General features: G+C 75.6%; 20 protein-coding genes, 2 tRNA genes and 2 pseudogenes. 7 read left to right on the top strand and 17 right to left on the bottom strand.

The genetic code is table 11. From position 1 onward, the window contains the following. Positions 1-90: 90 nt before the first annotated feature. The 3 genes from ACFY2K_RS32190 to ACFY2K_RS32200 form a co-directional block, all read right to left on the bottom strand. Positions 91-164 (bottom strand) — tRNA-Lys (locus ACFY2K_RS32190). A gap of 68 nt (positions 165-232) precedes the next feature. Further along, positions 233-790, bottom strand: a complete 558-nt coding sequence (locus ACFY2K_RS32195) for a bifunctional DNA primase/polymerase (RefSeq protein WP_375883338.1) — start codon at positions 788-790, stop codon at positions 233-235. A gap of 182 nt (positions 791-972) precedes the next feature. Further along, complete coding sequence (locus ACFY2K_RS32200; protein ID WP_375883340.1) at positions 973-1,329, bottom strand: hypothetical protein; 357 nt, start codon at positions 1,327-1,329, stop codon at positions 973-975. 284 nt (positions 1,330-1,613) lie between these two features. Between ACFY2K_RS32200 and ACFY2K_RS32205 the strand changes: the two genes are divergently transcribed. Further along, positions 1,614-1,922: a hypothetical protein gene (locus ACFY2K_RS32205; RefSeq protein WP_375883342.1), complete on the top strand. Its 309-nt coding sequence runs from the start codon at positions 1,614-1,616 to the stop codon at positions 1,920-1,922. A 24-nt stretch (positions 1,923-1,946) separates the two neighbouring features. Here ACFY2K_RS32205 and ACFY2K_RS32210 read toward each other — a convergent pair whose 3' ends face one another. From ACFY2K_RS32210 to ACFY2K_RS32220, 3 genes are read right to left on the bottom strand one after another with little or no spacing between them, the layout of a single operon-like run. After that, positions 1,947-3,308, bottom strand: a complete 1,362-nt coding sequence (locus ACFY2K_RS32210) for an AAA family ATPase (protein WP_387716188.1) — start codon at positions 3,306-3,308, stop codon at positions 1,947-1,949. Beyond that, positions 3,308-4,930: a hypothetical protein gene (locus ACFY2K_RS32215; protein ID WP_380527187.1), complete on the bottom strand. Its 1,623-nt coding sequence runs from the start codon at positions 4,928-4,930 to the stop codon at positions 3,308-3,310. The genes ACFY2K_RS32210 and ACFY2K_RS32215 overlap by 1 nt, the downstream gene beginning before the upstream one ends. Then, the gene (locus ACFY2K_RS32220; protein WP_387716190.1) at positions 4,927-6,189 is read right to left on the bottom strand and encodes a hypothetical protein; all 1,263 of its coding nucleotides are present in this window, start codon (positions 6,187-6,189) and stop codon (positions 4,927-4,929) included. The genes ACFY2K_RS32215 and ACFY2K_RS32220 overlap by 4 nt, the downstream gene beginning before the upstream one ends. Before the next feature lie 153 nt (positions 6,190-6,342). On the opposite strand from ACFY2K_RS32220, the gene ACFY2K_RS32225 reads away from it, so the two are divergent. Next, on the top strand, positions 6,343-6,999 hold the full coding sequence (locus ACFY2K_RS32225) for a histidine phosphatase family protein (RefSeq protein ID WP_375883391.1): 657 nt from the start codon (positions 6,343-6,345) through the stop codon (positions 6,997-6,999). Between the two features lie 40 nt (positions 7,000-7,039). Here ACFY2K_RS32225 and ACFY2K_RS32230 read toward each other — a convergent pair whose 3' ends face one another. Beyond that, the gene (locus ACFY2K_RS32230) at positions 7,040-8,683 is read right to left on the bottom strand and encodes a tetratricopeptide repeat protein (protein ID WP_380594010.1); all 1,644 of its coding nucleotides are present in this window, start codon (positions 8,681-8,683) and stop codon (positions 7,040-7,042) included. 261 nt (positions 8,684-8,944) lie between these two features. On the opposite strand from ACFY2K_RS32230, the gene ACFY2K_RS32235 reads away from it, so the two are divergent. From ACFY2K_RS32235 to ACFY2K_RS32245, 3 genes are all read left to right on the top strand, one after another. After that, complete coding sequence (locus tag ACFY2K_RS32235; RefSeq protein ID WP_375883397.1) at positions 8,945-9,460, top strand: hypothetical protein; 516 nt, start codon at positions 8,945-8,947, stop codon at positions 9,458-9,460. A gap of 167 nt (positions 9,461-9,627) precedes the next feature. Continuing rightward, positions 9,628-10,533 (top strand): spermidine synthase, encoded by a 906-nt coding sequence (locus ACFY2K_RS32240; protein WP_380594012.1) that lies wholly within the window; start codon positions 9,628-9,630, stop codon positions 10,531-10,533. A 117-nt stretch (positions 10,534-10,650) separates the two neighbouring features. After that, positions 10,651-11,106, top strand: a complete 456-nt coding sequence (locus ACFY2K_RS32245; protein WP_380594014.1) for a GNAT family N-acetyltransferase — start codon at positions 10,651-10,653, stop codon at positions 11,104-11,106. Positions 11,107-11,176: 70 nt separating this feature from the next. On the opposite strand, the gene ACFY2K_RS32250 is transcribed toward ACFY2K_RS32245, so the two are convergent. The 5 genes and pseudogenes from ACFY2K_RS32250 to ACFY2K_RS32270 form a co-directional block, all read right to left on the bottom strand. After that, entirely contained in the window at positions 11,177-12,121 is a 945-nt protein-coding gene (locus tag ACFY2K_RS32250; RefSeq protein WP_380527195.1) for a hypothetical protein, read from the bottom strand. A 110-nt stretch (positions 12,122-12,231) separates the two neighbouring features. Beyond that, entirely contained in the window at positions 12,232-12,678 is a 447-nt protein-coding gene (locus tag ACFY2K_RS32255) for a DUF4442 domain-containing protein (protein WP_350504886.1), read from the bottom strand. A gap of 165 nt (positions 12,679-12,843) precedes the next feature. Continuing rightward, positions 12,844-12,919: transfer RNA gene (locus ACFY2K_RS32260), tRNA-His, on the bottom strand. Between the two features lie 133 nt (positions 12,920-13,052). Next, entirely contained in the window at positions 13,053-13,655 is a 603-nt protein-coding gene (gene orn / locus ACFY2K_RS32265) for an oligoribonuclease (protein ID WP_375883407.1), read from the bottom strand. A gap of 847 nt (positions 13,656-14,502) precedes the next feature. Beyond that, positions 14,503-15,511 (bottom strand): annotated as a pseudogene (locus ACFY2K_RS32270) (helix-turn-helix domain-containing protein); the annotation flags it as partial. A gap of 1,010 nt (positions 15,512-16,521) precedes the next feature. On the opposite strand from ACFY2K_RS32270, the gene ACFY2K_RS32275 reads away from it, so the two are divergent. Further along, the gene (locus ACFY2K_RS32275; RefSeq protein WP_387716194.1) at positions 16,522-17,382 is read left to right on the top strand and encodes a GNAT family N-acetyltransferase; all 861 of its coding nucleotides are present in this window, start codon (positions 16,522-16,524) and stop codon (positions 17,380-17,382) included. Between the two features lie 14 nt (positions 17,383-17,396). Here ACFY2K_RS32275 and ACFY2K_RS32280 read toward each other — a convergent pair whose 3' ends face one another. Continuing rightward, positions 17,397-18,638, bottom strand: a complete 1,242-nt coding sequence (locus ACFY2K_RS32280) for an HAD-IA family hydrolase (protein ID WP_387716195.1) — start codon at positions 18,636-18,638, stop codon at positions 17,397-17,399. A gap of 435 nt (positions 18,639-19,073) precedes the next feature. After that, the gene (locus tag ACFY2K_RS32285; protein ID WP_387716197.1) at positions 19,074-19,550 is read right to left on the bottom strand and encodes a hypothetical protein; all 477 of its coding nucleotides are present in this window, start codon (positions 19,548-19,550) and stop codon (positions 19,074-19,076) included. Between the two features lie 267 nt (positions 19,551-19,817). Between ACFY2K_RS32285 and ACFY2K_RS32290 the strand changes: the two are divergent. After that, a pseudogene (locus ACFY2K_RS32290) lies at positions 19,818-20,279 on the top strand (universal stress protein); the annotation flags it as partial. A gap of 158 nt (positions 20,280-20,437) precedes the next feature. On the opposite strand, the gene ACFY2K_RS32295 reads toward ACFY2K_RS32290, so the two are convergent. The 3 genes from ACFY2K_RS32295 to ACFY2K_RS32305 all read right to left on the bottom strand — a co-directional run bounded on the left by ACFY2K_RS32295 (position 20,438) and on the right by ACFY2K_RS32305 (position 25,080). Continuing rightward, the gene (locus ACFY2K_RS32295; protein ID WP_375883416.1) at positions 20,438-21,628 is read right to left on the bottom strand and encodes an acyl-CoA dehydrogenase family protein; all 1,191 of its coding nucleotides are present in this window, start codon (positions 21,626-21,628) and stop codon (positions 20,438-20,440) included. A gap of 165 nt (positions 21,629-21,793) precedes the next feature. After that, complete coding sequence (locus ACFY2K_RS32300) at positions 21,794-22,744, bottom strand: hydroxymethylglutaryl-CoA lyase (protein ID WP_387716215.1); 951 nt, start codon at positions 22,742-22,744, stop codon at positions 21,794-21,796. 71 nt (positions 22,745-22,815) lie between these two features. After that, positions 22,816-25,080 carry a biotin carboxylase N-terminal domain-containing protein gene (locus tag ACFY2K_RS32305; protein ID WP_387716199.1) on the bottom strand — a complete coding sequence of 755 codons (2,265 nt, stop codon included), beginning with the start codon at positions 25,078-25,080 and terminating at the stop codon, positions 22,816-22,818. Positions 25,081-25,108 lie beyond the last annotated feature (28 nt).

Here is a 25,108-nt window from a genome sequence, read left to right on the forward strand (position 1 = left end):
CTCCGGCGGGCGGCCCGGCTCTCCCCGTCCAGGCTCACGGGGAAACGCCGGAAGGCCCCTTGCTCTCGCAAGGGGCCTTCCGGCTGTCTGTGCGCCGCCAGGGACTCGAACCCCGGACCCGCTGATTAAGAGTCAGCTGCTCTAACCAACTGAGCTAGCGGCGCCTGCTGACAGAGAAAACTGTAGCAGCGGCCGGCGGTCGAGCCAAAATCGAATACCGGCCGCCCTCCGTTCACCCCCGGGTCACCAGGACCGGTTCGGCCACGGCGCCGGTACCGGGCTCGCGCGCCGCCCGCACACAGGCCCACAGCACCACCGAGGCCCCGGGCAGCCAGGGCTCCCGCTCCTCCGGGGCGACGATCCAGCGGCCGGTGCCCCGGCCGGGGGAGTCCGGACCGTGCACCATCCGCTGCAACGGCGGGACGGTCACCGCGTCGCCCTTGCCGTGGCACAGCAGCGGCGGCACGTCCCGGGCCCACTCCTCCCAGGCCAGCAGCCGGCGCAGCCGGGGCGCGGTGCCGGGCCGGACGAACAGCAGGGTGCGCCCGCGGTAGGCCGCGACCGGGCCGCAGCCGGGGCCGGAGGCCCACAGCTCGTCCAGCACCCGGCGGCCGAACAGCGACGGCATGCTGATCACGTCGAAGGCCCGCCCGCAGGGCAGCACGGAGGGTGCCCACGGGCGGGCCTCCCACAAGGCGCGCATGCTGCGCGGGTACTCGCTGGCAGAGGCCAGCCAGGCCTCCCCGGCCACGGTGACGTACTCCACCGACTGGTGCGTCCAGATGTCCACGCCCAGCAGCCTGCGCCGTGCGCGCCCCCGGCGTGGTGGAAAGCCCCGTTCGCCGGACAGGGTGACGGGCGATCGCGTACCCTCCGCCGCTGGCATATGCCAGCGGCCGGGGAGGGTCTGCGGAAGGGGCCGGGGCGGGACGCGAGGGGCGGGGTTCGAGGGGCGGGGTTCGAGGGGCTGGGTCAGTCCTCGTGGCGGCGCGGCTGGATCAGGCCTCGGCCGTACTCGATCATCTTGGCCGCGTAGTCCGGGGTCCAGTCCGCGCGCTCGGCGACCTCGGTGTCCGACAGCGCGTCGAACCGGCGCGGGTCGGCCAGCTGTGCGGCGGCGACGGCCTGGAAGTCGGTGGCCCGCTCGGCGGCGGCCCGGAAGGCCAGGGCCAGCTCGGTGGAGCGGCGCAGCAGCTCGGCGGGGTCGTCGATCGACTCCAGGTCGAAGAATCGTTCCGGCTCCGGTTCGGCAGCCTGCGGCTCGAACAGGAGCTGCGCGGGGCGCAGGCGCCTGGTGGGCTCGGGCGTCTCGGCGGGGGAGTCGGGCATGGACGGACACCTCCGGGGTCTCGGTGAGGGAGGGCGGCGGGCTGCTCCGGGCCGCGCCGCCCGGTCGTGGCCGTCGTCCATTGTCTCGCGGCGGCGGCCGGTAGCGGAACGGTGCGCGTGCAGGCGCTATTCCCGGGCGCGCGCCGGGGCGGTGACCCGGGCGCCGCGCTTCCAGGTCGCATGCGAACCGGTTGTACCGGGTACGGCGGCCGCCCGGCGGGCCGGGAAGCACCCGCCGAGCGGCGTCCGTCGAGCAGCACCGTCCACCGAACCGGGAGTACCCCATGCGCGCACTGTCCACCGGCCTCCTGCTGGCCGCCGCCGTCCTCGTCCCGGCCGTCCTCGTCCCCGCCGCCCCGGCCGCCGCGGCGGAGACGGCGAAGGTCGTCACCGGGCCGCCCAGCAGCCCGGGCGGCACCTCCACGGCCACCTGCCCGAACGGCACCCACCTGACCGGCGGCGGCTACCGGCTCCAGCCCGATGCCGAAGGCCCGGTGCGCGCCAGCGGGCCGACCGCCGACGCCACCGGCTGGAGCGCCCAGGCCGCGCACGGGTCCGTGGTGGCCTTCGCGGTCTGCGAGACCGAGGACTGACCGTCCACGACCGTCCACGACCGGCTACCTCAGCCGGACCCGGTGGCCGCCGAGGTGCTGGAGGACCTGGTGGTTGGCCTCCCAGCCGTCCGGGAAGGCCACCGGGACCCCGAGCTGGACCGGCTCGGTCGACGGGTGCTCGTCCAGCAGTTCGGCGATCCCGGCCCGGGCGACCACGATGCACGCGTGCCGGTGCCGGGAGGCGAGCACGCAGAGCCGGCCGGTCTCCAGGTGGAAGGCGGTCGCGTCGGGGCGCCCGGAGAGCGGGTGCAGCACCACGGTGACGTCGTACTCCCGGCCCTGCAACCGGTTCGCGGTGTCCACCGTGACGGCCGGCCCGACCGTGCCGTCCACCGGGACGCCCACCTTGAGCAGGGCCGCCCGGACCGCCGCCGCCTGGTCCCGGTGCGCGGTGCCGACGGCGATCCGGTCCGCGGTGAGCGGCGCCTCGCCCTGCTCGGAGCGGGCGGTCAGCCCACGCTCCAGCAGTCGCCGCACGGCCGCCGCGACGGCCGCCACCGCCTGCGGGTCGGTCCGCACGGTGTGCCGGGCGGGCAGCTCCAGCAGCGCCCAGCCGTGCTCGGCCGCCCGGTCGATCACCGCGTCCAGCGCCGAGCCGTCCGGGCGGACGGCCGGGGTCAGCCCGCGGTCGTCCGGGCCGGTGCCGGAGCGGAACGGCGTGTACGGGTAGAACGCCCGGGAGATCAGCGGCGCCGCGCTGGCCGGCAGCCGCCAGGAGACCGGCAGCCGGTGCGGCTCGATCTGCGGGTTGTGCGCCAGCATCGTCACCACCGCGCTGCTGGACGGGTCGTAGGACAGGCCCGCCCACTGCTCGGTGCCGACCACGGTGAACGGGTCCAGCTGGCCCGGGTCGCCGACGAACAGCGCCCGCTCGAACAGCCGGGCCACCGCCAGCAGGGCGTCCGAGCGCATCTGGTACGCCTCGTCGACGATCGCGTGCCGCCACGGCGCCTCGGCCCGCACCCACTGCCACTTCGCGGCGGTGGAGATCACCACGTCGTGCTCGACCAGGTCGGCGACCTTGTCGGAGGGCGTGACATTGGCGTGCCGGAGCACCTCCGGGCCGGGGCGGGAGTCCGCCGCGTGCAGTCGGCCGATCGTCAAGTCCGGTGCCTTCTCGGCCAGTCGGCCGACCAGGTCGTCCACCTGGCCGTTCGTCTGGGCGACGACCATCAGCCGCTCGCCGGCCGCCACCAGCTCCCGGGCCGCCCGCACCACCAGGGTCGACTTCCCGGCACCGGGCGGGGAGTCCACCACCACGCCGCGCGGCGCGCCGACCGCGGGGTGGACGGTGGCCGCCAGGATCCGGGCCACGGCGGCGTCGGCGGCCGCCCCCGGGGACTGCGCGTCGATCGGTTCGGCCATCACTCCCACTCCTCGACGGCGACAGCGGCGGTGGCGGACGGTGCGGTGGACGGCGGGGCCGGGGCGGCGCCCGGCGGGCCGCCGTGGGTCCACGGGGTGTCGTCCGGTTCGGGCAGCGGCGCGGACTGGCGGACCGTCAGCTCGAACAGGGTGAAGGTGACCGGTTCGCCGGGCTCGGGCAGGCTGCCCGGCTCCGGCTCCTTCTTGCGGCCCATGCCGGACAGCACCCGCAGTGTGATGGTGCCCTCGGCCGGGTCGACCGCCACGATCCGCGCCTTCTGCGCCGTCGGGCCGTGCACCCGGTGCGCCTCCCGGCCGAGGTCGGCGTGCGGGCGGTCGGTGGTGCGCAGGGTGACCAGCGGGCGCGGCTTGGGGGAGCGGCCGGTGGTGTCGTAGTCCGGCACCACCTCCGTCACCACCCCGCTGAACGCCTCGCCGGACAGCCGGTGTTCGGCCATCGCCAGCGGGTCGTCCAGGGCCTCCTGGACGTCCAGCCGGGCCTGCTCGCGCTCGCGCTGGGCGAGTTTGCGGGCCGCGGTGACGGCGTCGTCCTGCCGGGGCTGCGGGGGCTCGCCGGCCGCCAGGCGGTCCCGGTGTCCGGTGTAGGACCAGCGGTCGCCGGTCCAGCGCTCCTCCAGGTGGCCGGCCGGCGGCAGGGCGCGCAGCAGGTCCAGGCCCCGCCAGACGTCCCGCCAGGTCGGGAGGAGGACGGCGGACAGCGCCCGCTCCAGCTGTTCGACCGCCGCGCGGACGGCCGCCCGGGCGCGCTCGGCGGCGGCCTCGTCGCGCTGCTCGGTGCTGTGCTGCAGCGCGTTGACGGCCGCGTCGTAGCGGGCGATCGCCGGGGCCAGCACCCCTTCGTCGAAGGCCGGGTCGGTGGCCGGACCGGCCGGCGGGTGCACGAGTTGGCCGTGCTCGTCGCGGGCGGACTCGGCCAGTTCGGCCGCCCTGGCCCCGGTCAGCCCCGGCGGCGGAGCGTGCCAGGCCAGCCGGGCCGCCAGGTGCTGGTCCTCCAGGTGGCTCTGGCCGGTGGCCCAGTGCCGGGCGAGCAGGCCGGTCATCGGCAGCAGCAGGCTGGAACCGGGCACCTGGGCGCGGTCGGTGAGGTGGGTCAGCCAGCGGCCGAGCAGCGGCACCCGCAGCGGTGCCGGGTGGGGGCCCGGGTCGGCGTCCTCGGCGGTGCGGCGGAAGCGGGTGGAGCGGCCGATCAGGGCGAGGTGGTGCACGCCCCCGCCGTTGGGCACGATCAGCTGCGGCGCGTCCGTGCACAACTCCCGGAACACCTGGGTCTTCTCGCCGCTCTCCGGGTCCTTCTCGGAGCCCTCGATCTGTTCGACGTCCGTGCCGAAGGACTCCAGGTAGGGCAGCAGGTCGGCGGCGAGCGCGGCCAGGTAGTCGAACCGGAGCGTGCGGTTGAGCGGCTGCGGCACCAGGTGCAGCCGGGGCGCGTCCCGGTCGGTGCCCAGCAGGACGGCCAGCGGCGCGCCGGCCTCACCGGCGGCGGTCAGCGGGACGACCACCATCGGGCGCTCCGACAGGTGCCGGTGCCGGACGGTGGCCAGCGGCTCGGCCTGCCCGCTGCGGACGGCCTCCAGCCGGGCGAGGGTGGTCAGCAGGCTCATGCGGTCCCGCCCAGGGCTTCCGCGCGCAGGGCGGCGGCGTAGGCCAGGCGTGCGGCCGCCTCGTGCGCGCCGTCGCCGTCCTCGCCGTCCCCGTCCCCGTCCCCGTTCCTGTCCTCGCTGGCCTCGCCGTCCTCGCCGTTCGAGCCCCCGGCGCCGGCCGCGGCGGCCAGGGCCTCGGTGACCGTCCGGAGGTCGCCCAGCTCGCCGCGCACGCCCCGGCCGAGCTGCTCGACCCGGTCGTCGCGGCGGGCCCGGGCGCGGCAGTGGAAGCCGAGTTCGCAGGTGGAGAGGCAGTCCGGGCTGTAGGCGGCGGGCACCGCCTCGACCGAGGCGGTCAGCTGTTCGGTACTGCGGGCCGGGGCGCCGTCCTGGTCGGCGGCCAGGTCGAAGTCGGTGCCGGGCGGCAGCGCCTCCAGCAGCCGGCCGATGCCCGTCATCCGGCTCAACTGGCGGCGGGTGGTGGCCAGCTCGCGGCGGACGTCGACGGCGACCGCGGTCGGCCGGTTGCCGAAGTCCTTCGGGCAGACCAGCAGCACGGTGGTGCGGGGGCTGCCCGGCAGCCGCTGCTCGGTGTACGGGTCGTCGGCGAGCGGCAGCCCGGCGGCCGCGGCGGCGGCGTGCTGGAGCGCCAGCACGTACACGGCGGCCTGGCGGGCGGCGGCGCCGACCTTGGCCGGGTCCGCACTGCCGTCCAGCACCGGGAAGGACTTGATCTCGACCACCGTGCACCGCCCGCCGTGCACCACCAGGGCGTCCGGTTCCAGGTAGGCGGTGCTGCCGGCGACGGCGAGCCGCAGCATCGGGTGGTCCAGCAGCGTCCAGGCGTCCGGGTCGGCGGCGGCCCGGGCCAGGGCCTCGGCCGTCCGGTCGGCGCGGACGGCCGGGCCGGAGCGGTGCAGCAGGTCCGGGACCAGCAGCGGGGTGCGGTCGTCCGCGGGGACGCCGAGGTGGGCGCGGAGCGGCTCCAGCAGGGCGGCGTGGTCGTCCGCCTTCAGCCGGGACTCGAAGACCAGGCCGCGGGCGATCGCGAACGGGGACTGCCCGAAGGGGGCGGGGCGGCCGAGCCGGGCGGCCAGCACCGACTTGTCCACTCCGGCCGCGTCCAGGACGGCGCGGCGGTGGCAGCCCGGATTGGCGGCCAGGGCGGCGAGGGAGCGGGCGTTCAGACTGCGCTGCGGGGCCGGTCCGCGCAGCTCGGCGAGCCGCAGGGCGAGCGGCTCAGCGGGCCCGCCGAGCGGGACGTTCGTCGAGACGTTCATGGTGCGGCCCAGTGTCGCATCCGGGTCCGACAACGCGGTGCGGACCGGGCGGCCGGGGCCCGCGATCGTGGCCGCCGTGCCGGTGGGGGATCATGGAGCCCGGTGCTCAAGGGTGAGACCGACCGTTGACCGCCCCGTTGCGAGGAGCCTGCCATGCCCGCCCGAATCGTGCTGGTCCGCCACGGTGAGACCGAGTGGTCGGCCACCGGCCGTCACACCGGCCGCACCGACATCCCGCTGACCGAGGAGGGCCGGGCGATGGCCCGGGCGCTCGGCGCCCGACTCGCCGAGGCCCCCTGGAACGGCCTGCCGGACGCGCTCGTCTACACCAGCCCGCTCGGCCGCGCGAAGGAGACCTGCGCGCTGGCCGGCTTCGGCGACCGCGCGGTCGACCGCCCCGAACTGCTGGAGTGGGACTACGGGCAGTACGAGGGCCGCACCGGCGCCGACATCCGGGCCACCGACCACCCCGGCTGGCTGATCTGGCGCGACGGCGTGCCCGGCGGCGAGAAGCTCTCCGACGTCGCCGCCCGGGTGGACGCCTTCCTGGCCGGACTCAACGAGGAGCACGGCGTCCCGGAGTCGGACACCACCGAGATGCACTGCGCCGACCGGGACGTCGTCCTGTTCGCGCACGGCCACCTGCTGCGCATCCTGGCCGCCCGCTGGCTGGGCCTGCCGCCCGAGTTCGCCCAGCGGTTCAAGCTCGGTACGGCGGCGCTGTGCGTGCTGTCCTGGGAGTACGGCGCCCCGGCGGTGGAGGTCTGGAACGACCTGTCCCACCTGGAGGGGCTGAACGCGGGCCACTGAGGCCGGTGGTGACGACCCGTCACGGCGGTCGTCGGTCCGCTCAGGCCGCCGCGGCCCGGTCGTAGCCGATCAGGAAGCGGCGGACCTCGGCGACCGAGGCGTGCTGCCGCAGCCGCCCCGCGGTGTCCGCCAGCATGCTGCGGATCCGGGCCGAGCGGACCTCGCCGAACAGTGCGACGGCGGCCGAGCCGTGGTGCGCCGCCCCCGTCAAGTCCCCCCGGCCCAGCCGGTCGTGGGCCAGTTCGGCGGTGTACAGCACCCGGTTGCGGACGAAGTGCGGCTCCTGGAGCGCTATGGCCAGCGCGGCCTGCTCGCTGGCCCGGTCCCAGTCCTCCAGGGCGGACCAGCACTGCGACTGCAGCCCGGCGATCTCCGCCTCGCCGAAGAAGGACATCCACTCCGGGTCGGTCTCCGACGGCCCCCGGTCGAACAGCGCGTAGGCCCGGCCGATCGCGCGTTCGCAGGCGGAACGGTCCCGCAGCACGGCCCAGGCGCCGGCCTCGCGCATGGCGAGCAGGGCGAGCAGCCGGGCGGAGTCCACCTCCCGGGCGGCGGACTGCCCGGCCTGTGCGGCGCGCAGCGCCTCGCGCGGGCGTCCGGCGTCCCGGGCGAGGAAGGCGCTGTTGCAGAAGACGTGCGCCTCCAGGGCGGAGTCCCCGGCCATCCGGGCGGTGGCGAGCGCCTCGGCGTAGAACGAGCGGGCGTCCGCCAGCCGGTTCGAGTCGTGTGCCAACCAGCCCACCGAGATGGCCAGTTCACCGGCCCCGGCCTGGAGCCGGCGCTCGGTCTCGGCGCTGTACTCGCCCTCGTTGAGCAGGACGTAGGCGGTGCGCAGGGACTGTCCGGCGAGTTCGTACAGGGCGTCCGCGCCGTGGGCGTCGTCGGCCAGTCTGATGTCCCGGACGGCCTGTTCGACGCCGAACACCTCGGCGGCGCCGACCTTGCGCAGCGGCGGCACCGGCCCGGGGCGCCCGAACACCACCGGATCGGCGCCGTGCAGTGCGGGCGCGGTGAACTCCGCACCGGGGAAGGCGGATCGGCCGGGCGCCGGGCCGAAGCCGGGGCCGGTGGCGGTGACGGCAGGGGCGACCGGGCCGGCGGCGGCCGGCCGGTCGATGCCGATCACGGTGGCCAGCGCGGTGGTGCCGCCGGCCAGGAACGTACGGCGACGCACGTCGTCGTTCTCCTCGTCGAGATAGGGCGATCCATCGGGCCCCCTGGGCACCGCGCCGGCCATCGGCCACGGGGGCCCGTCCGGAGCGGTCGGATCCGCGTACGGCGAGGCAGCGTACGGGAGTTGAGTGGAGAGTGGTGAGCGCGGGGCGGGCAGGGGCGGGAACGGTGGATGGACCGGGAGGTGGAGCGCGGCCGCCCCGGCGGACGCCCCGCCGCCGTTCGCCGAGCGGCGGCGGACGGCGGTGCGGGGGGCGAAGCCGAGGTCGGTGAGCGTGCATCCCGGCCACATGTGCCGGAACACCCGCTCGTAGGCGTAGTTGGGGCAGCGGATCTCACCGGACTCGACCCGTCCGACGTAGCGGGCGTCGCAGGACACGTGCTCGCCGATCTCGCGGGCGGCGCGGCGGACGGCCGTGGCGAACTCGCCCGGTGAGCGGTCGCCGCGCAGTGCGCGCATCACGGTGTTGGGGGACGGTCGGTTCGGCTCGGCCGGTGGGGTGGCTGCCATGGCGCCGAGAGTACTCGGAGTCACCGGTCGGACACATTCGGTTGGTGCGACATCTCCGGTCAATCCGGTGCAAAGCGGGCATTGTTGTCGGATATCCGCCATGAAATGCCATGCCTTGCTGTAATGCGCCCCGTGGCCTCCGGCGGTCCCGCGGCGTTGTCCTGATACGTGGAAGCCCAGGCCGTCCCCCCGGCCCGTCCCCGCCCCGCGGCCCCACACCCGGCGGCAGGGCTTCCGAACCGACGAGGTACAGGAGGGCCCATGATGGCCACCGGACTGCCGCAGCACCGACCCGTCGCCGGGGGCGTGCTCGCCGCCGCCGTCCCCGCCCTGCTCCCCGACCCCGCCGACGACCGGTTCCCCGGCCGGGGCCCGGTCGAGGGCGGCCGGGGCTCCTGCGGCGGACTGCGCCGGGACGCCGTCGTCCCGGCCGAGGACACCCTCCTCACCGGCTGCGACACGGTGACGGTCGCCCTGCGGCACGGCCTGGAGGCCGTCGACATCCTCAGGCTGCGCCGCGCCTGCGGGGCCGTCCTGCAGAGCCGCAACGGCAGCACCGTCTCCTTCCTCGTCCCGGCCGGCACCTGGGAGACCTGGCACCTGCCCGGCAGCTCCTGTACGGCCGGCGCCCTGGTGCCCGGCGCCACCGACCCGCGCTGGGTGATCCCGCCCACCGGAACCGGCCGCGCCACCCGCCCCACCGACGCCTGGGTGCTCCGCTCCGCCCTCTGCGAGGCCGCCTGCACGCTCACCGCGGGCGGCCTCGGCCCGTTCTAGCGGGCGTGCCGCGCGGATCAGGCCGGGCCCGTACGCCTCCGACCGGATCCCCGTGGCACGCCCCCGGACCAGGGGGCGCCCGCTCGGCGGTGACCTGCCCGGACGCCTGCCCCTGTCGCCGTCCGGCGACTCCCGGCCCGTGTCGCCGTCCGGCGATAATGGCCTCCATGGGACGAAGCAACAGGGCCGCGCGAAGCCCCGAACCGGAGCTCGCCACCGGCGCGGACGGCCGTACCCACGCCCAGGGGCCGCTGACCCGCCAGGTCGGCTCCGGCCTGGCCGAACTGCGCCCCGACCGCGACCGCCCGCACGCCTGGACGCTGCTGGTGGACGGCGCCCCGCAGTCCCTGGTCGACCTCGCCGACCCCACCCACCTGGGCTTCGAGTACCAGCGCCGGCTCGGCCACCTGATCGACCTGGTCGCGCCGCCCGGCCGCCCGCTGACCGTCCTGCACCTGGGCGGCGGCGCGCTCACCCTGGCCCGCTACGCGGCCGCCACCCGGCCGCGCTCACGCCAGCAGGTCGCCGAGATCGACACCGCGCTCACCGAACTCGTCCGCGCCGAACTCCCCCTGGAGCGCGGCTGGCAGATCAAGGTCCGCGGCGGGGACGCCCGCGACGTGCTGGAACGCACCCCCGAGGGCAGCGTCGACCTGGTCATCACCGATGTCTTCTCCGGCGCCCGCACCCCGGCCCACTGCACCACCGTCGAGTTCACCACCCTCGCGGCCCGTGCCCTCGCCCCCGGCGGCTGGTACGCCGCCAACATCGCCGACGGCGGCGCGCTGCCCTTCGCCCGCTCCCAGGTCGCGACCCTCGGCGCGGTCTTCCCCGAGCTGGCCCTGACCGCCGACCCGGCCGTGCTGCGCGGCAAGCGCTTCGGGAACCTCATCCTGGCCGCCGCCCACACCCCGCTCCCGATCGCCGACCTGACCCGCCGGGTCGCCTCCGACGCCTCCCTCGGCCGGGTCGAACACGGCCGCGCCCTGGCCGACTTCACGGCCGGCGCCACCCCTGCCACGGACGCCACCGCGGCGCCCTCCCCGGCGCCGCCGCCGGGCGTCTTCCGCTGACGGTGCCGGTGCCGGTGTCCTCCGGTGCCGTCCGTCGTGCGGTAAATCCGTTGGTGTGCGGTCCGGTTGCGGCGCACACTGGCCGCAGCCGGACCGCTGTCGACGCGAGGGGGCCGCATGCGCATCCGATCCGCCCGCCCGGACGAGGCGGAGCTGCTCACCGCCATCGCCCTGCGGGCCAAGGCGTACTGGGGTTACGACGAGGCCTTCATGGCCGCCTGCCGGGAGGAGTTGACCCTGGACGCGGCCGCCGTCGAACGGGCGTCGACGCTGGTGGCCGAGGAGGGCGGCCGGGTGCTGGGGTTCGCCGCGTTGAACGGCGCCCCGCCGTCCGGCGAGCTGGACCTGCTCTACGTGGAGCCGGACCGGATCGGCCGCGGCGTCGGCCGGGCCCTGTTCGAGGAGGTCCGCGACCGGGCCCGGGCCCTCGGCCTGCGCCGCTTCACCGTCGACGCCGACCCGAACGCCGAGCCCTTCTACCTGGCGATGGGCGCCGTCCGGATCGGCAGTACGCCGTCCGGCTCGATACCCGGGCGTGAACTCCCGCTGCTGGCGGTGGAGCTGGGGCCCTGAGCCCTGACTCTTGACCCCTGACCTCTGGGCCCTGACCTCTGAACCCTGAGCCCGCGCGGCCGGGGGCGGCTCAGTGCCCGCGCGGCAGGCCGCGGTGCTTGAACATCGCCGCGCCGGTGAGCAGCAGTCCGGCGGCGATGGGGGCCAGTACGGCGGTCGCGGTGGCGGTGCCGTCCTCCGCGGCGGTCACGGTCGCGGTGTCGGCGAGGGCGAGGGCCTCGGGCGTCCCGGTGCCCGCGGGGGCGGTCGGGGTCGCGGCGGGGGTCGCCGTACCGGCCGTTCCTGCGGGTGCCGTCGAGCCCGGCCCCTCGTGCGCCGCGGCTTCCCGGACGAGGGGTGTCCCCACCGCCCCGGCCGTTCCGGGCCGGTCCGGCGCGTTCGGGTCGTCGGCGCCGGTGGTGCGGCCGGACCGGGGGCGGGGGGCGACCGGCAGTGCGGCCGGTTCGCCCTCGCGGGAGGCGCGGGTCCCGGTGGGGCGGTCCTGGGCGGGGACACCGCCGAGCAGACCGGAGGCGAGGGCGAAGGCGTCGGGGACGGCAGTGCCCTGGCCGGGCAGCGGCAGCCCGCCGGCCCGGATGCGCTCCTGGAGGACACCGTCGACCACCCCCGCGGCCCCGTCGGTCGGGCTGCCCGCCGGCTCGCCGCCGGTCCGGGCGCCGCCGGTCCGTTCACCGTCGGCCGGTTCGCCGCCGCTCGGTTCGCCGACCGGACCGGGGGAGCGGCCGGGGTCCGCGCCGCCGTGCTGCCCCGGCCCGACCGGGCGGACGGCTGACGGCCCGTCGAGCGCGGGCCCGCCGTGCGCGGCCCGGCGGACGGCCGGCCGGGGCTGCTCCGAGGGGGGTCCGGCGGTGGCCGCGTACGCGCCGGGGGCGCCGACGCCCCAGAGCTGGGCGAGCAGGGCCCCGCCGGCGGCGACGGTGCGCGGGCGGGGCAACCACCGGGCGGCCGCTCGCCGTGCTCCGGCGACGCCGCGGGCGGCGGGTTCCTGGGGCTCGGTCGCGTGATTGGCTCGCACGTGAGTTGAGAACGAGCGGGCGGGCGGTGAGGTCACGGCCGCCGTCACGGACAGTCATCGCGCAGGTGGCCCCGGGGCGCTGTCCCCCGGGGCCACCGGCCGCGCGGCGGTCAGGAGTTGGGACGCAGGGTCCAGGTGACCGTCATCACACCGGTGACGGCGCCGTCGGCGCGGGTGATCTCGACGGTGACCGGGAACTCGGGGCGGCCGCCGGCGTCCAGCTCGGCGACCACCTCGGCGGCCGGGCGGCCGAGCACGGCGGTGGCGGTGACCTCGCCCATCGCCAGCTTCTTGTAGGCGATCTCGGCGTTCACGGCGAGCGGCACGGCCCGGGAGAGCTGGTCCCCGAAGGCGGCCAGCACGATGCAGCCGCTGGCGGACTCGGCGAGGGTGAACATCGCGCCGGCGTGCGGGCCGCCGACGTGGTTGTGGTACGCGGGCTGGTCGGGCAGCCGGAGCACGGCGCGGTCCGGGGTGGTCTCCAGGTACTCGAGCTTGAGGGTGTGCGCCATCGGCACGGTGGCGTCGAGCATCTGGCCGATCGAAGGAGTGGTCATGGCGACGATGTTACTAGCCGGTAGCTTGTTGCGGCAGGGGCGGACCGGAAAACCCGGACCGCCGGGCACAACTGAGCCCACGCCCGATCGGAGAACGCGAGACGATGCGAGAACGCGAAAACGCCCGAGGGGCCGATCTCTTGAAGAGATCGGCCCCTCGGGCTCTGGGGTGAGTAACGGGACTCGAACCCGCGGCCACCTGGACCACAACCAGGTGCTCTACCAACTGAGCTATACCCACCATCTGTCCGGTCCGTTCCCGCTTCCGCGTTCCCGTTCCGACAGGAAGAACTGTACAGGATCCGAGAGGGTGCTCGCGCCGGGGTTCCGTCCCGGCCGACGGCGGCACCCCCTCCGACCCCGCGACGACCCGGTCAGTCGGTCGCGGCCCGGTACTTCTCCGCGATCCCGCGCGCCGTCTCGGCGTCCGGGCCGGGCTGCGGCACGAACACCGCCTCGCGGTAGTAGCGCAGTTCGTCGATGCTCTCCCGGATGTCCGCGAGCGCCCGGTGGTTCCCGCCCTTCGGCGGGCTGTTGTAGTACGCCTTCGGGTACCAGCGGCGGGCCAGCTCCTTGATCGAGGAGACGTCCACGATCCGGTAGTGCAGGTGCTTCTCCAGGGCCGGCATGTCCCGGGCCAGGAAGCCGCGGTCGGTGGCCACCGAGTTGCCGCACAGCGGCGTCTTCCCGGCCTCCGGCACGTGCTCGCGCACGTACGCCAGGACCCGCTCCTCGGCCTCGGCCAGGGTCACGCCCTGCTCCAGCTCCTCCAGCAGGCCGGAGGAGGTGTGCATCGCGCGCACCACCTCCGGCATGTTCGCCAGGGCCTCCGCCGGGGGGCGGATGATGACGTCCACGCCCTCGCCGAGGATGTTCAGCTCGGAGTCCGTCACCAGCACCGCGACCTCGACCAGGGCGTCCCGGTCGAGGTCGAGGCCGGTCATTTCACAGTCGATCCATACCAAACGGTCATTCACGCAACTCACCCTACGGCGCGATCACGCGCCGCGGGGACCGGAGGAGCCGACCGGGGTGCCGGAGCGCAGCCGTCGGCCTGGTGCTCCTCCGCCCCGTCGTGCGTGCCGGGGCCGTCCGGGCGCTCGCCCTCCCGGCCGGTGCGGACCGGGTGGCCCTCCCGCCCGGGGCGTGCCTCGCGCGCCGCCCGTGCCCCGTCCGCCGCGGTCACCCGGGCGCCCGGTGCGCGGACCTGGGGAGCCCGCGCCTGCCGGCCCCGGAGCTCACCCGCCCCGGTCGCCGGCTGACCGGGGGCACCCGTCGGAACCCGGCCGCCCGGGGCACCGTGCGCCCGTCCGGCCGCGCCCGGCTCGTCACCGGGGCGCCCGTCCGCGCTGCGGTGCCCCTGGCCCTGACCGCGCGCCCCCGGCTGGGGGTGGCCGTCCTCGGCCGCCGCGTGCTCGGCGGTGCGCGGCGGACGCCCCGCACCCGGACCGGCCTGCGGCGGCACCAGCGGCGACCGCACCGGACCGCGCGCCGCACCCTGCTGCCCGGGGTGCGGCTGCTGCGCGGCCTGCTGGTGCGGGTACGGCTGGCCCGCCCGGCCGTGGAAGCCCTGGGCGGCCGGCGTCCCGGCCTGCCCCGGACCGTACGGACCGGCCTGTCCGTGCGGCACCTGCTGTCCGTGACCGACCGGCTGCCCGTGCTGGCCCGGCTGGCCGGCCTGCCCCTGGGCGCCCGGACCGGCCGGGTACGGGTGGCCCTGCGGCCCGCCGTGCCCCGCGCCGCCGAACAGCCCGCCGCCCGCCGCGGCCGCCGCGTGCGACAGGGCGCCGGGCAGCCGGATGTCGGCCGCCGGGGTCGGCGTCTGCTGCCCGGGGCGGCGCGCCCGGTAGCTGGTCCGGTACGCGGCCGGGGAGACCCCGAGCTGACGGCGGAAGTGCCCGCGCAGCGCGACCGGCGACCGGAACCCGCACCGGCGCGCCACGTCGTCCACCGACAGCTCCGACGTCTCCAGCAGCCGCTGCGCCTGGAGTACCCGCTGGGTGATCAGCCACTGCAGCGGCGCACTGCCGGTGAGCGTGCGGAAGCGGCGGTCGAAGGTGCGCCGGCTCATGTAGGCACGGGCCGCCAGCACCTCGACGTCGAACTGCTGGTTGAGGTTCTCCAGCGCCCAGGTGACGACCTCGGCCAACGGGTCGTTGCCGATCTCCTCCGGTAAAGACTGATCGATGTACTGGGCCTGTCCTCCGCCGCTGCGGCGACTGGGCACCACCAGGCGGCGGGCCAGCGCGTTGGCGGCCTCGGCGCCGTGGTCGCTGCGCACCACGTGCAGGCACAGGTCGATGCCGGCGGCGGTGCCGGCCGAGGTCAGCACGTCGCCGTCGTCCACGAACAGCTCCCGCGGGTCCACGTGCACCCGCGGGTACCGCTTGGCCAGGGTCGGCGCGTACATCCAGTGGGTGGTCGCCGGGCGGCCGTCCAGCAGGCCGGCCGCGGCGAGCACGAACGCACCGGTGCAGAGGCCGATGATCCGCGCGCCCTCGTGGTGGGCCTTGCGCAGGGCGGTGATCGCCTCGACCGGGGGCGGCTGGGAGATCGAGCGCCAGGCCGGTACGACGATCGTGCCGGCCCGGGCGAGCGCCTCCAGCCCGTACGGAGCGGAGAGGGTCAGGCCGCCCGTGGTGGCCAGCGGTCCCTCCTCCCCGGCGCAGACCAGCAGTCGGTAGCGGGGCACCCCGGCGTCCTGGCGGTCCACGCCGAAGACGGAGAGCGGGATCGAGCTCTCGAAGATCGGTGCGCCGCCGAAGATCAGCACCGCGACGGTCTCCCGGCGGCGCCGGCCGGACAGCTTGCGCGGGGAACCGATGGTCGCCAGCGCGCCCGCGGAGCCGTTGCCGCCCGGGGCGCCGTGGCCCAGCGGGCCGTGGCCGGGGGCGGTGCCCAGGGCCAGGCCGCCGCCGCCGAGCGGGCCGGCGCCGGAACCGTTCAGCCCCGGGGCCGCGCCGGTGGCGGGGTAGGCCGGGTGGCCGGGGTAGCCCGGGTAGTCGCCGTAGGGCTGCGCGGGGCCGCCGTGGGGCTGGCCCGCGCCGTGCGCCGCGCCGTGGCCGGGTCCGTGCGCCGCGCCGTGGCCCGGGTTGACGGGGCCTCGGCTGACGGGCTGTCCGGCGGGGTTCGGGTAGCCACCCGGGTACCCGCTCTGGTGCCCGCCCGGATGTCCGCCCTGGGCCGGCTGCGCGCCGTACGGGGCGGGGCCGCCGTGCTCGACCGGGGAGTGGCCGGGGGCTGCGGACGGCACGGCGGGATAGGGGGAGTGCGAGGCGTGGCCCGAGGGGCTCGGGATGCCGGAGGCGCGGGTGGTGGCGGCGATCGCGGAGGTGCCGGTGCTTCTCACGGGCCGACTCGCGGTGCCGGTCGGCGCCTGGCCGCTGTCAGGACCCGCGTCGCTCCTGCTCACCCTGCTCAAGGCGCTCAAGCCCCCTCGGTGGTGTGGTGTGGGTGGTGCGGCACTGCTGGCCAAGATCGAAATCTATCGGGTGGACCGTTGCCGTTGTGACAAGTTCACCATCCGACGCTATGTCGACATGGCAATTTGGCGTGATGCATTCGATCACGAAGCGTGGCACCCGTCGACCCTTCTGGGAAGAGGGCCGGTACAACGGTGGCTGGTTGTCGCAGGACGGTTCCTGGGGTGTCCGGCTTCCGGGCGCCCGGTCGGCGGGTCTGGGCTGCGGATTTGCCCAAGGCGGAGCACGTGGCGCGAAATTGACCGAAAATCGGCGGTGCACGGGAGGGCGCACGGGCACCGGCCGTGCGCCTCCCAGGCTTCATCCGGCCAGTGCCAGGACGGGCGGACCGTTACCCCCGCGGCCCGGCTACGTTCCTGCCGTGAACACCGACCGCCGGCTCGAACAGGCCAACGACAACGCCGCCGCCTTCTGGCTCGCCCAAGCCCGTGCGCACGGCTGGCACTCCCGCGTCAGACCGGGCCTCACGGCCGTCCGCTGCGCCCGCACCCCGGACGACTCCCAGCGCTTCGTGGTCACCCGCCCCTACGCCGAACCAGCCGTGTTGGAAAGGCAGTTGGCCGAGCTCCAGGCCGAGTGGGGCACCATCCGCTTCACCCTGGAGGACCCGTACGGCGGGCTCGACCTGACCCACCTCGGAGCCGTCCTGATGCCGCTCATGCCGGTGATGGCCCGGGAGCCCGGACCGGTCGACGGTGTGACCGCCGCCGGCTCGGTGGCCGACGGCCCGGCGGTCGACGACGCGGCGGTCGACGGCCCGGACGCCGGGCTGCCCTTCGTCTCGACGGCGCACGACGGCGCCCTCCTGACGGTTGATGAGGCATCGGACGGCGACGCCCTCGCGCTGGTGGAACGCATCGTCGTGGACGGTTTCCCGCTGCCCGCCCGACAGCCCTGGACCCGCGGCGAAGCCCTCCCGGAGCGGCTGCTCGCCGAACCCGGCTGCCGGGCCTGGCTCGGCCGCGTCGACGGAGCACCGGCCGGTGCCTGCCTCACCTACGACGACGGCACCGCCACCGGGGTGTACTGGGTGGCCACCCTGCCCGACCAGCGCGGAAGGGGCGTGGCCCGGGCCGTGCTGGAGGCCGCGCTGACCCATGCCCACCCGGACCGCCCGGCCACCCTGGTCGCCACCTCGGTCGGTGAACCGCTCTACCGCAAGCTCGGGTTCACCGGACAGGGTCCTACCTGGTGGTGGACCAGGACCTCACCGAGAGGCTGACCTGCGGGCCCGCGCTACCCGGCGACCGCCGCGGCGACCACGGCGACGACCTCTGCGACGGCGGGCGCCACGGCGAACACCGTACGGGCAGGCCCCGTCCCACCCGTCCCGTCCATATCTCCTGCCCCACCCGCACTGCCCGTACCACCCGTTCCACCAGCACCTTCGGCTCCACCCGCCCCACCAGCCGCGCTGCGGAAGGGGGTTGACCGCCCCGGCGCGAACGACCGGTCGCGGTTCGCGCCCGGCTCCGCCCCACCGCCCGTCCGCAGGTCCCCGGCCGCCCCGGCGTCCGGCCCCCGGCGCGCTCCCGGGCGTTGGAGGCCGTCGGCGATCGCGGCAAACCCGCCTGATCGGTTTCGGACACCGGACCCGGCCCCGGCAACCGGGGCGACGGCCGTCCCGACGCTCACGGGAACGGGCGCACTCGGACCCTCCAGGGCGGTCGCCGTTGCACGTGCGCCGGTCCGTGCGCCGAGTTGCGCCGTCGCACGGGCGGGCACGGTGGCCGCCTGCTGCTGCCCGGACCCACCCGCGCGCACCCCTGGCCGGGCGCCCGTGCGCGTGGAGGGCGCGTTGCGTGCGGAGGGTGCGTTGCGCGCGGACAGCACCAGGCCGACGGCCTCCGGGATCCCGGCCGCTTTCAGCGTGGGCCGGTAGCCGTTCTCCGCCCACGGCCGGCCGTGGTGCAGCCAGACGCTGCGCAGCCCGGCCAGTTCGGCACCGGCGATGTCGGCGGGCGCGTGGTCCCCGACCATCCAGGTGTGCGCCGTCCAGTCCCCGGCCGGTCGGATGCCGCACCGCCGGGCGGCTATCTCGAAGATCAGCGGGTCCGGTTTGACGCAGTCGGCCTCCTCCGAGATCACCCAGCCGTCGACCAGCGGCCCCAGCCCGGTCCGCCGGATCTTCTCCAACTGCGGCCGGGTGCCGCCGTTGGAGACGATGCCGAGGGTCCACCCGGCCGCCCGCGCGGTCCGCAGCGCCTCCACCGTCCGGGGCGGGCAGTGGATGTGCGAGTTGATGCCGCGTCGGAAGTGCGCGAGCAGGAACTCGGGCGAGGCGTCCAGGCCATAGCGGCGCCGGACCGCGGACAGTACGGTGCTGCGCGGCACGTAGCCGCCCCCGTCGAGGGTGACGAACCAGTCGAGGTCCCCGGGCGGCAGGTGGTGTTCGGACAGGAAGTCCCGCGCCCAGGCCCGGAAGGCGGCGTCCCGGGGGAGCAGCGTGTTGTCGAGGTCGAACAGGAGCAGCGGCATGCCGAGCATGGTGCCAGCGGCCCGGCCCATGCACCTGGCAAATGCCAGACCGCGTCGCGAAGCCGTACGAAGTGGCTGAAAGGACCCGGACACCGGATGGACGGGGCGGGCCCGGGCGGGCCGGTGAGCAGGCCGGGATCCGTGGGACGTAACGGTTGGCGACATTCCGCAACGGATCGTCGCCAATCCATGACAGTCCGGTCACGGTGTCCGGCGGGCCTGTTGCGCCACTGGGCCCGCTCAGTCAAGCTCCTTAGAACCTCCGTTCTGGAGGGGGGCGCGATCGCCTGCGGGCAGGGCGCACTGCCACGGCGGGCGCATCCTCCTTTCGCGGGAACAACGCCGCTCCGGGGCTTCGCCGCTGGGCCGGGCCCCGTGCTCGTCGTACTCTGAAAGGAACAGGTCACATACGGTGCTGCGCGTCGCCGACCGACGTCATCCCGTGGGCGGGCCTGCTGCCCGGGCAGCGTTGTCCTCCTCTCCTGTCGGCCCCTCTCCCTTGAAGAGCCGTGAGCCATGGCTGGTTTTGAGCCTTCCCGACCGGTCGAACCGGACGCGCCCCACAGTGCGGGCGCAGGGCCCCGGGGAGACGGCGCCCGCACCCACCTCGACCCGTCCGGCGGGCAGCTCGACGAGCGCCCGGACGACCGCGCCGGCGTGCGTGACGACGACCGCGTCAACGAGCGCGACGACGCGCGTGACGAGCGTGTCGAGCCATGTGTCGCCGAGCTCGACGACCGACGCATCGGCGAGCAGCGCGGCGAGCGGCGCGGCGAACTGCCTGGCGGGCAGCCCGAACAGCATGCGGACGGCAGTGCCGCTACCGGCCGCGATCCTGGCGCCGACCTCGACCTCGACCCCGGTGCCGGCACCGGTGCCGAGGTCGGCGGCCGTGCCGACGGTTCGGCCCACCCCGACGGCGGGCCGGACGGCGGACGGGCAGGCGCCGTCGGGACGCCGCGGCCCGCAGCCGCGAGCCCTGGGCGGGCCGAACCCCACGCCCTGGTGCGCGCCCTGCGCGGCCTCCGGCGCGGCGGCCTCTCCAGGCGTGACCGTCCCGGGCCGCGCCAGCGCCGTGACGGGCGTCCGGCCGGGCCCGCGGAGCCCCCGGTGACGGGCCGCCCCGGCCCCGGCGCCGAACGTCCGGACACTGCCTCCGGTCCGCTCGGCGGGCACACCGAGCCGTCGGCGGCGGACGCGCCCGGGCGCTCCCTCGATCCGGTGTTCCAGCACGGCGTCGTGGTGGGCTTCGACGGCTCGCTGTCGAGCGAGCGCGCCCTCGCCTACGCCGTCGGCATGGCCCGCCGGTCGCAGTGCGGCCTGGTGATCGTGCACGTCGCCAACCGCCTGCCCGCCACGGTCTGGGCGGGCTGTGAGCCTCCCGTCTTCGTCGATCTCCCGGACCACCGCACGGAGGTCCTCGGCCTGGAACTCGCCTGCGCGGACTTCCTCGCGGGGGTGCCGTGGGTCCTGATCGAGCGGGGCGGCGACATCTGCCACGAGATCGAGGAGGTCGGCCGCGAGTACGCCGCCGACGCGATCGTCGTCGGCACGACGCACGGCCTGCTCGGCAAGATCTTCGGCTCGGTCTCCGGGCGGCTGGCGCGGCGGGCCAACCGCCCGGTGATCGTGATCCCTTGAGGACTGCCCGCTGCCGCGGAGTCCCCGCGGCGGCGGTACCCGCCGACGCGGTCACTCCTCAACAGCCCTTGTGGAGCGGTGGGTTGGCCCGGTGGGCCCGGCTCCCGGGGTGACCACCGGAAGCCGGCCGTCAGGAGTCGACGGTCAGCTGCCGATCGTCACGACGTGACGCCGAGCTGCCGGGCGATGAGCATGCGCTGGACTTCGGACGTGCCCTCCCCGATCTCGAGAATCTTGCAGTCGCGCCAGAAGCGGGCGACCGGGAACTCGTTCATGAAGCCGTACCCGCCGTGGATCTGGGTCGCCTCGCGGGCGTTGTCGACGGCGGCCTCGGACGAGTACAGCTTCGCGATCGCGGCCTCCTTCTTGAACGGTTCACCGTGCAGCAGCCGGGAAGCGGCGTCCCGCCAGGCCAGGCGGGAGGTGTGGGCGCGCAGCTCCATGTCGGCCAGCTTGAACTGGATGGCCTGGTTGGCACCGATCGGGCGGCCGAAGGCCCGGCGGGTGCCGGCGTACTTGACGGACTCGTCGACGCAGCCCTGGGCCAGGCCGGTGGCCAGGGCCGCGATCGCGATGCGGCCCTCGTCGAGGATCCGCAGGAACTGGGCGTAGCCTCGGCCACGCTCGCCCAGCAGGTTGGCCGCGGGGACGCGGCAGTCGGTGAAGGACAGTTCGCGGGTGTCGGATGCGTTCCACCCGACCTTCGAGTACTTCTTCGAGACCTGGAACCCCGGGGTCCCGGTGGGCACGATGATGGACGAGATCTCCCGCACGGGCGAGCGCAATTCGCCTTCTTCACTCGAACGAGCGATCGGTTCGGTGAGCGCGGTGACGGTGACCAGTCCGGTGATGTCGGTGCCGGAGTTGGTGATGAAGCACTTGGTCCCGTTGATGACCCACTCGTCGGTGGCCTCGTCGTAGCGGGCGGTGGTGCGGGTGGCTCCGGCGTCCGAGCCGCCCTCCGGCTCGGTGAGGCCGAAGGCGCCGAGGAGTTCGCCGGAGGTCAGCCGGGGCAGCCACTCGCGCTTCTGCTCCTCGGTGCCGAAGCGGTGGATCGGCATCGCGCCGAGCGAGACGGCGGCCTCCAGGGTGATCGCCACCGAGGAGTCCACGCGGGCGAGTTCCTCCAGGACGAGGCCGAGGGCGAAGTAGTCGCCGCCCATGCCGCCGTACTCCTCCGGGAAGGGCAGGCCGAACAGGCCCATCCGCCCCATCTCGCGGACGATCTCGTAGGGGAACTCCTCCCGCTCGTAGAACCCGCCGATCTTCGGCGCCACCACGTCCTGGGCGAACTCCGCGACGGTGCGCCGCAGTTCCTCGTACTCGCTGCTGAGCCGGTGGTCGAGCATCTGATCCTCCTGGTGCCCGGCCGGGGTGGCCGCGGGCATGAGCGGGACGGCCGGCGTCCGTCTGACGGTGTGACGGTCGCACGGTGTGGTTGACGGATGAAAGCGGTGCGGTGGCGCCGGCCGGACCGTTCGGGCGGCCGGCGCCGGGAAGTCGGGCGGGGCGGGTCAGCCCCGGGCGGCGCCGAGCAGCGCCTGGACGGTGCGGGAGGGGCTCGGGCGGCCGAGCTGCCCGGCCATCCAGCCGCTGGTCGCGACCAGCGCGCGCAGGTCGACGCCGGTCCGGACGCCGAGCCCGTGCAGCATCCACACCAGGTCCTCGGTGGCCAGGTTGCCGGTGGCGCTCTTCGCGTACGGGCAGCCGCCCAGTCCGCCCGCCGAGGCGTCCACCGTGGTGACGCCCTCGCGCAGCGCCGCCAGGGTGTTGCTGAGCGCCTGGCCGTAGGTGTCGTGGAAGTGCACGGCGATCCGGCCGACGGGCACGCCGGCCTTCGCGAACCCGGCCAGCAGCGCGCCGACCTGGCCGGGGGTGGCCACGCCGATGGTGTCGCCGAGGCTCAGCTCGGCGCAGCCCATCTCCAGCAGCTGGACGCCGTACCGGACCACCTGGTCGACCGGGACGGGCCCCTCCCAGGGGTCGCCGAAGCACATCGAGAGATAGCCGCGGACGGTGACCCCGGCTTCGGTGGCCCGGGTCACGACCGGGCGGAACATCGCCATGGCCTCGTCCGCGGAACGGTTGAGGTTGCGCCGGGCGAAGGTCTCGGTGGCGCTGGCGAACACCGCGATGTCGGTGGCGTGGTGGGCGAGCGCGCGGTCGAGGCCGCGCTCGTTGGGGACCAGCACCGGCAGCCGCAGACCGGGGTGGCGCTCCGGCAGGCCGGCGAGCCGGGGGACCAGCTCCTCGGCGTCGGCGAGCTGGGGTACCCATTTCGGGTGAACGAAGCTGGTCGCCTCGACGGTCCGCAGCCCGGCGGCGGCGAGCCGGCCGATGAACTCGGCCTTGACCTTGACGGGCACCAGGGAGCTCTCGTTCTGCAGCCCGTCGCGCGGCCCGACCTCGTGGATCCGGACCTCCTCGGGCAGGCCGGGGGCGCGGACCGGGTCGGGCAGGCCCAGGTCGAGCGCGTCGGGCTCGCGGGTGGCGGCCCCCGTGGCGGGGGTCTCCGTGGCGGGGCTCTCCGGGGACGTCACGACCGCACCTCCGCGGGCTCGGCGGCCGCCTCGGCCGGGGTGACCACGACCAGCAGGTCCTCCATCGCGACGGTGGCGCCGGCGGTGGCCCGCAGCTCGGCCACCACGCCGTCGTGCGGCGCGGCGATCACGTGTTCCATCTTCATGGCCTCCAGCACGAGCAGGGGCTGGCCCTTGCGGACCGTCTCGCCCGCCGTGGTCTTGACGACCGTGACGGTGCCGGGCATCGGGGCGGTCAGCGCGCCGTGGTGCGCCGAGGCACCGCCGGCGCTCTCGACGACCGGGTCGTAGGCGTGCATCGGCCAGGCGTCGCCCTCGACGCCGAGCCAGGTCACCGGGCCGGCCGGGAGGCCGGGGGTGGCGTCGGTGGCCAGCGTGAAGGCGGTCTGCAGGCCGTCGACGGTCAGGTGCAGCCGCTCGGCCGCCAGGGTCGCGCGGGCGCGGTGGACGGGCCCGGCGTCCAGCTGGAGCTCCACCTCGCGGGCGGCCCCGGACGCATTGTCAGTGGCGTCGGTTACGTTGCCCGCAGTGATCGAACGGATGCGCACCGACACCGGCTCCTGGCCGGGGGTCCGGAGTCGGTGGGTGGTCCAGGCGGGGGTGCCGCCGAGGCGCCAGCCGGAGGGGAGGGAGAACGGGTCGGTCCAGCCGCCGGGGTCGGCGGCCGGGGTGAGGTCCAGGTGCCGTGCCAGCGCGGCCGCGTAGTAGAGGAGGTGGGCGGGTGACGGCGGTTCGGATGCCGAGGCGTCGGCGGGATCGGTCGCGGTCGGGGCTGCCGCGTCCGGGGTCGCCGCAGTCGGGGCTGCCGCGTTCGACGGGGAGTGCGGTGCGACGAGCAGGGCCGGCTGCTGCTGGGCCGTCCGTTCCACCAGGCCGGTGTCCAGTCGGCCGGCGACGACGTCGGGGTGGGCGAGCAGTCGGCGCAGGAAGCCGGTGTTGGTGGTGACACCCAGGATGCGGGTGTCGGCCAGCGCGGCGCGGAGCCGGCGCAGCGCGGTCGGGCGGTCGGGCCCGTACGCGATGACCTTGGCGAGCATGGGGTCGTAGGCGCTGGTGACGACGGTTCCGGGGGCGACCCCGGAGTCGACGCGGATGCCCTCGCCCTGGGGCTCGTCCAGGGTGAGGATGCGACCGCCGGTGGGCAGGAAGTCCCGTTCCGGGTCCTCGGCGCAGATGCGGGCCTCGATGGCGTGGCCCAGGAAGGAGACGTCGGACTGGCCGAAGGAGAGCGGCTCGCCCGAGGCGACGCGCAGTTGCCACTCGACCAGGTCCAGTCGGGCCGATTCCGGACCGACGGCGACGGCGAGTTCGGTGACGGGGTGCTCGACCTGGAGGCGGGTGTTCATCTCCATGAAGAAGAAGTCCCGCACCCCCTCGGCGGCGGAGGCGGGGGCGTCCGGGTCGATGCCGGGGACGATGAACTCCACGGTGCCGGCCCCGGTGTAGCCGCAGGACTCGGCGGCGCGGACGGCCGCAGCGCCCATCGCGGCGCGGGTCTCGGCATTGAGCAGGACGGAGGGAGCCTCTTCGATCAGTTTCTGGTGGCGGCGCTGGAGGCTGCACTCGCGCTCGCCGAGGTGGACGGTGGTGCCGTGGGCGTCGGCGAGCACCTGCACCTCGATGTGGCGCGGTCGGTCGACCCACCGCTCCAGCAGCAGGGTGTCGTCGCCGAAGGCGGTCCGGGCGACGCGGCGGGCGGCGGCGATCTCGGTGGGCAGCTCGGCCGGGTCCCGCACCAGGCGCATGCCCTTTCCGCCACCACCGGCGGAGGGCTTGAGCAGGACGGGGTAGCCGATCTCGTCGGCGGCGGCGACGAGGTCCTCGTCGGTGGGCGCGGTGGCCTGGCTGCCGGGGACCACGGGGACGCCGGCGGTCCGGACGGCCTCCTTGGCGTTGATCTTGTCACCCATCAGCTCGACCGCACCGGGAGGTGGTCCGATGAAGACGAGGCCCGCGTCGGCGCAGGCGCGGGCGAAGCCGGGGTTCTCGGCGAGGAAGCCGTAGCCGGGGTGGACGGCCTGGGCGCCGGTGCGGCGGGCGGCGGCGAGGATCTGATCCGTGCGCAGGTAGGTCTCGGCGGCCGAGCTGTCGCTGCGGTCGGCCGGGCCGAGCCGGACCGCGACGTCGGCCTCGCGGACGTGCGGCGCGTCGGCGTCCGCGTCGCTGAACACGGCGACCGAGCGGACACCGAGCCGCCGCAGGGTGCGGATCACCCGCAGGGCGATCTCACCGCGGTTGGCGACCAGAACTGTGTCGAACATGGGAGGCGTTCCTCCGGGTCGAGGGGAG

Origin of the sequence: Kitasatospora sp. NPDC001309, from assembly GCF_042896295.1 — a bacterium.
Taxonomy (GTDB): domain Bacteria; phylum Actinomycetota; class Actinomycetes; order Streptomycetales; family Streptomycetaceae; genus Kitasatospora.